This is a genomic window from Desmonostoc vinosum, from assembly GCF_059505385.1.
Window position 1 is genome coordinate 24,587 of the sequence record NZ_JCACKM010000082.1, and the last position, 6,041, is coordinate 30,627.

Here is a 6,041-nt window from a genome sequence, read left to right on the forward strand (position 1 = left end):
TATGATTTTAACCAGTTTCAAGCTTGGGTATTCTCGTGACTCTCCTCTTTGTTTGTAGGGAGGAGTTCGGGGTTAGGTGTTTTTGGAATAAAAGGATATAAATCTACTAACTCGCGCCAAATAGTTTCATAGGTCGTTTTCGACTTATCATTATTTTTACTATTTTCTTTTAAAGACATCCAAGGTGCTAAATTACCATTATTTTTAGGGTCTTTTGGTTTACACCATGCCTCATCAAACAGAGTTTTAAGTAGTTTCTGAGCTTTTTTATCACTTAATCGTACTCTAAAATAACGGTAATTTAATATTGCTGTTTGCTTACCTCGTTCTAGTAAACTACGGATTTGATAAAGTTGCGATCGCGGAAAATCAGCTTCTTTTAATGCCTTAGCTGTTTCTAAAATTCCACCAATTTCATCTAAAGTATATGGTGCGCCGTAAAGTTTTAGTTTTTGTTCACCAGGGCCAGCTTTTATTAAACCTTGTGTGCGAAATTCACCCACATTTGATGAAATCATTGTCACTGCTTTCATGACTAAAAAATCTATAGTTCCACCATAGTATTTTTTTTCCTTTAATTCTTTAGCATATTTCTTTGCAGACTTCATCAACTGACTTGTAAGTTTCTCTGCATAGTAAATAGGCGTATCTTCAGCCGCAATTAATACACCTGCCGACATACTTAACCTACATTGACTTCTATTATCTAGTTTATTCTTAGCCTCCAGTTGATTTTCTGTCTGAGGTGGATGATAGCGATGTACAAACTGAGAATTATAAGTTTCATCTGTGATATATGGATTTTTAGGTTTATCTGTTGTACTTTCATTACTTTTAGTTTTGAGAATCTCTTCAAACTCTTCACAGATAGTTTTAGTAATAGCTAACGCTTTATCAGCAGGAACAATCAAAAATACATCATCACCACCAATTGTAATAATTTCAAAGGGATGAATCCATTTATCGTTACGTTTTTCTTTCTCTTTATCTGGGATATTTCCTAATTTATGCGGATGTAAATGTTGAAATAATGCTTTGTATACAGACTTTTCAGTTGCTTCAGAAACATCATTACTGAAATTTTGATATTCCTCCGGCGATTTGATTTTTTGGATATAGCCACCCATATTATTACCATCAGCATAAATATAAGCAACAAAACCCTTGGGTTGACTTGAGTTACCAATTTCAATTAATGAACGCGCTTCAGTTACTTCTGATTTTGGCAAATCGCCGTAATACAAATTTTCTAATTGATTTTCTTTTAAGTAATTCTCAAACTTTTCTACCCAACTTTCAATATATATCTTTTCTCCTGGCTGCCAAGTAAATTTTCTATAGTAATACCAATTATTAGAAATATTGCTACGTTTAGCTATATTTCCTACTAGACGTTTACGTGCTAAAGATTCAGAAAAATTGGGTTCCCCAGGAAGTTCCCCAACTCGCATGACAGCAGAAGCATTATCACTTGTGTCCCTAACTAAATAAGGATGTGTCTCAAATATTGCGGGATAAAGTCTAGTTGGGCGGTTGTCTGCGGTAATATTTCCACTACGACGTTGGTTAAATAAAGAAGTTAGCTTAGTAACTGTTTCATTAAAACTCTTACGCGCTTCAAACTGCTTATCTATATCTGCAATATCAGGTTGAGCAAAATATACCTGGATAATTTCATTATTTTGATTTTGACGATATTTTTCTAACCAAAATGTATTTTCGTTAATTTGATCTGGAAGTAAGCCAAAGCGCATTTCTATTAACTTAAACTTAGCACCAACAGCACAGGAATTTGCAGTTAAAGTTTCTTGTGTATAACGTCTTTCAATAGCATTTGCTAAGTCATCGATAAACTTTGCAGGGCAAAATGCTAACAGTTTACCACCTGTAGAATAGATTAATAATTGTGGAATTAATGCTATTTCTACACTAGGAAAATTATTCTTCAACCATTGCGATTCGTATTTACCAAAAAAAGCAGGCAAATCGACTAAATTGATTCTATCGAGTAGCGCCGATGCACCGCGAATATCGGGAAGTTTGGTTTGTTCAAAGACGTATTGCTTAACTTTAGTAACACCACCATAAACTAAGCCAATTTGAGAATTCCAAAGTTGTGGATAGTCTTGTTGATATTTTTTTAATTCCTCTACTGTCTGGGGAAACGGTAGGTTTTGCAACACCTGTACTTGTTCAAGATAGGGAAGTATTTCTGTTGGAACCTCTTTTTGTGCTTGCAATTGCTGTCGCATTCTTTGCATTGCACTTGTGTCATCACCTGCATCGTTGCAAAACAGACACCAAGCTAATCCAATATCAATTTTGTTGAGTAATTCTAACTTCATACTAAAAGTAATTGTTTATCTATGTAACAAATTTTACGCGATTGTCACGATATAGATGAATTAGATACCTATATCTTCTGAGAATTCAGCTGAATTAAGAAAGATTCTTAATTTTTTGATATAAAAATTGACTTCATATACTTAAGTATATTTTCTGAAACACTTTTTACCTGTCCTCGCACCCAAGGGCCACTTGTAATTTCTAAATATGGTTCTGAACGATGCACCTCCTCTACCTCCGACAAACTACTATGAATTACTGCTACAGGGATTAAATTGCCTCTATCTCGACAAAATTCATGCCATACACCTACCGCTTCTGGCTTTGAACTAATAATTAAGTAGTGGGTACAAGCTTCTAAAATTGGTAGTTTCTCTGGCTGTACCATGCCACCCACATCGACAATTACTAAAGATTTTTGTCGTCGCAGTTGCAATATTGCTTGAGCATGATAGGGAAAAAACCTTTCTGTTAACGCACCCTTGTTACGTTGTTTGAAGGCTTCGATTTCTGCATCAGTCGTCTGTTGCCCTAATTCTAAAACGTAGTTACCTTCTCCATCCCAATGAGCGCGTTGTAGGTAAATATCAGGATGCTCAGATAATAGTGCTTGAAACAAAGCGTGAGAGAGTACACTTTTGCCACTGTCTGGGGGCCCGACAATCATCACTGCTGGACATAAACCAGTTTCTACGTTTCTTGGCTGAATAAGTTCATGATTTTGCCGTCCATTTGGTGGACTGACGGGAATTACTTGACCGATGTAGACTTGATGTGAGTTAGTGACGGATACAACTGCTCCTATACGAGGATCATAGCAAGCTACCCAAGCGGTAGGATGCAGTTCGTGGGTTAAATATGAATAAATCCACATCGGTGCGCGACCAGAAATCACCACACCACCTGTAGTATCAATACCAGAGGGCAATTCCAGATTTTTGATATCCTGTGGTTGTATTATGTGATCGCTACTGGTCAATTCAATCGATAGCACTTGATACTTCAAATTTTGTACCAGCAGCGATTTACTTAAGTGTAAGTGCAGAGATATAATCATCCCCTCCTCAAATTTTTAGGAATTTTCGTTTCTTTGCATATTCTGTCATACTTACTAGAAGATAGGTCTTCTACTGAATTAGTTATTACAACATCAAGAATGTAAATAAATACAGATCCGCTAATTATGTCATCATCAATTCATTACCTCACATGAGTTTTTAAAGTTTAACAGTATTTTTAAACACATATAAGCGCTCAATATTAAGTAAAATTAAATACCTTTTATTGAGAGAAAAATCGATTGATTGTACTGGTAGTTTGATTAAACAGGTTTTCAATTTGACTCAAGAATTTTATTTATTGGCTACACCACAAATGTTGCAATGGCTAGCAGCTGGACAATTAGCAAATCGGCTGGTGCGATCGCTGCGGTTATTGGTGCTGATCAATAAACTCTATAATAGTGAAACAGGCTGGAAAGACAAACTACCTATAACTTTTACATACTCACAGTTACGCGATCGCTTGTTTGCTGCTCATCACCCCAAAAGCGAGAAATTAAATGCTCAACAAATCGCAACATTGTGTAGCGAACGCAGTTGTATTTGTCATCAAACTTTTGCAGAAATTGTATTTGAGCAGAACTTCCAGCAACCTGACACTCAATGGGAAGATGAAATTATTCTATTGACTGGAATTGAGCAAAAACAGTTACAAGATACACTGCATAAATGCCCTTTTGCTACAGTGCATCGTTCTATTCGTGATGACTTAAAACAGTTAGTCAAGTTGGGGTGGTTATATTCCCCTGGTCAAGGAAAGTATCGATACCTGACAAAGCAAGAATTACCAAAAGTTTCTACTTCTACCTTAGCAACTACAAATAACCTAAATAGCTTATCATACCTTTCAGAAGAACAGACTTGGGAACTGTTACGAGTGTTAGAATCAATATCTTTTGTGCAACCAAATTTATCATTAATTATTGGCAAATTATGGGAGCGAATCACAGATAGTTTCTCAGTTGGTAGGTTATATGATCAAGATCCGCCCCAAAGAATATTCTTGCATTTAGACTACATTCTTTCTTTGCCAATGCAAGACCGTGTAGACAATTACCAACAACAGATAGAAGAACTTTGGCGCAAGCCACCTGGTGGTGTAATGCAGTTTGAGTATTGGATTGCAACCCAAGAAAATAAAGTCAAAGTTACTGTCTATCCAGTATGTTTGCATTACTGGCGACGCGCTAAATATCTTAGTGCTTATGGAATAGACCTTAATGGCAATATTGGATGGCATAATTATCGCTTAGATCGGATTGCTAGCGATCGCCTCAAAGTTTTGCCTTGGGGAGACCCTCTTGTGCCGCAACAATTAAAGCAGATGTGGCGAACAGGAGATTTACCCACATCAGAATATATAGCTAAGGAATTAAAAGCCGCTTGGGGTTTTAATTTCTATCTCAAAAAAGAATTGCTGATCCTCCGTTTTCCAGCAGATTTTGCTAAGTGGTATGTAGATAATACCACCAGACATCTTACTTTTCGTGAGGTTTTACATGACCAACTACCACAATTGATCACTCAAAATATTTCCCATGCACAAGAACGCCAACAGTTATTAAAAATTATTAGTCAATCTCCTCAAGAAGATGTATATTACATGGCTTGGATACGCGCTGGTGACATTAACGTTTCTATGCGTTTGCGAGAATGGCGACCGAATGGCGAAGTTATTGCCCCACTATCTATTCGTCAACAAATGATATCAGAAGTTACACAAGAATTAGAAAATTATCAACATTGTTAACAAATTTAAGCCCCTCTATATCCTGTGTACGTCCGTTTATAAGGTGGTTGTAGCCCTAACCACAATATGACTTTATTTATGTAGCTAAGTTCTCTGTGTTCCTCTGCTACCTGGTGCGTTTAAAAATGTTCTGACTTAACTAGAAATCGCTATATTAGTTTTAATAGAAATAATCTCCACGTCAAAACCTAAAATTTTATTTAAGTATCTAAGTGATGATGCAGCGATTAACTCAAGAACAATTAAGCCAAATAATCACTGAAGTAGAAGGACTAAAATCCCGGCAAGAAGCTGAACTCGATCAACAGCAGGTGAGGGAAATTCTACAGGAGTTAAACTTACCGCCAGAGTTGCTAGATGAAGCGCTAATTCAGTTACGGCGTCGGCAAGTGTTAGAAGTGCAGCAACGGAGAAATCGTTGGATAGCCTCTGGGGTAGTTGTGGTTTTAGTGGTGGCGATCGCATCTACAATATTTTTCATGCAGCAGCAAAACTCTACACTTTCGCGGGTATCTGCTCAACAAGACCGCATTACTTTAGTGCAGGCTAGTAATAGCAACCTCAAAACTATCTCCCGTCAAGACAATCTAGAGGTTTTTTATCGTGTCACTTTGCAAGATGCACCTATCGGGAAAACCTTAAATCTCTCCTGTAATTGGATTGATCCTAATGGTAAAATTGTCAAGCAAAATAGTTATCAAACCCGCGAAATTAATACGTCTGTTTGGAATACCCACTGTCGTTACACAATTAATTCTGCTACACCCGTTGGTAATTGGCGAGTGCAGATGTTCTTAGAAGGGCGGCAGCTTAGCGATGAAACATTCACAATTCGTAATTCGTAATTCGTAATGACGCGACGCTCGATGACTCGCTCTAAGCGA

At 37.0% G+C, this 6,041-nt stretch carries 4 protein-coding genes; 2 read left to right on the top strand and 2 right to left on the bottom strand.

Annotated elements, in window-relative coordinates; all coding sequences use genetic code 11:
• Positions 1-17: 17 nt before the first annotated feature.
• On the bottom strand, positions 18-2,345 hold the full coding sequence (cas10, locus tag AC5JMF_RS14170) for a type III-B CRISPR-associated protein Cas10/Cmr2 (RefSeq protein WP_495796367.1): 2,328 nt from the start codon (positions 2,343-2,345) through the stop codon (positions 18-20).
• A 107-nt stretch (positions 2,346-2,452) separates the two neighbouring features.
• On the bottom strand, positions 2,453-3,403 hold the full coding sequence (gene crn3, locus AC5JMF_RS14175; RefSeq protein ID WP_495796368.1) for a CRISPR-associated ring nuclease Crn3/Csx3: 951 nt from the start codon (positions 3,401-3,403) through the stop codon (positions 2,453-2,455).
• A 281-nt stretch (positions 3,404-3,684) separates the two neighbouring features.
• On the opposite strand from crn3, the gene AC5JMF_RS14180 reads away from it, so the two are divergent.
• Together AC5JMF_RS14180 and AC5JMF_RS14185 are read left to right on the top strand one after the other, a co-directional pair.
• Entirely contained in the window at positions 3,685-5,157 is a 1,473-nt protein-coding gene (locus AC5JMF_RS14180) for a TIGR03985 family CRISPR-associated protein (protein ID WP_495796369.1), read from the top strand.
• Between the two features lie 215 nt (positions 5,158-5,372).
• Positions 5,373-6,002 (top strand): DUF3859 domain-containing protein, encoded by a 630-nt coding sequence (locus AC5JMF_RS14185; RefSeq protein WP_495796370.1) that lies wholly within the window; start codon positions 5,373-5,375, stop codon positions 6,000-6,002.
• Positions 6,003-6,041: the final 39 nt, after the last annotated feature.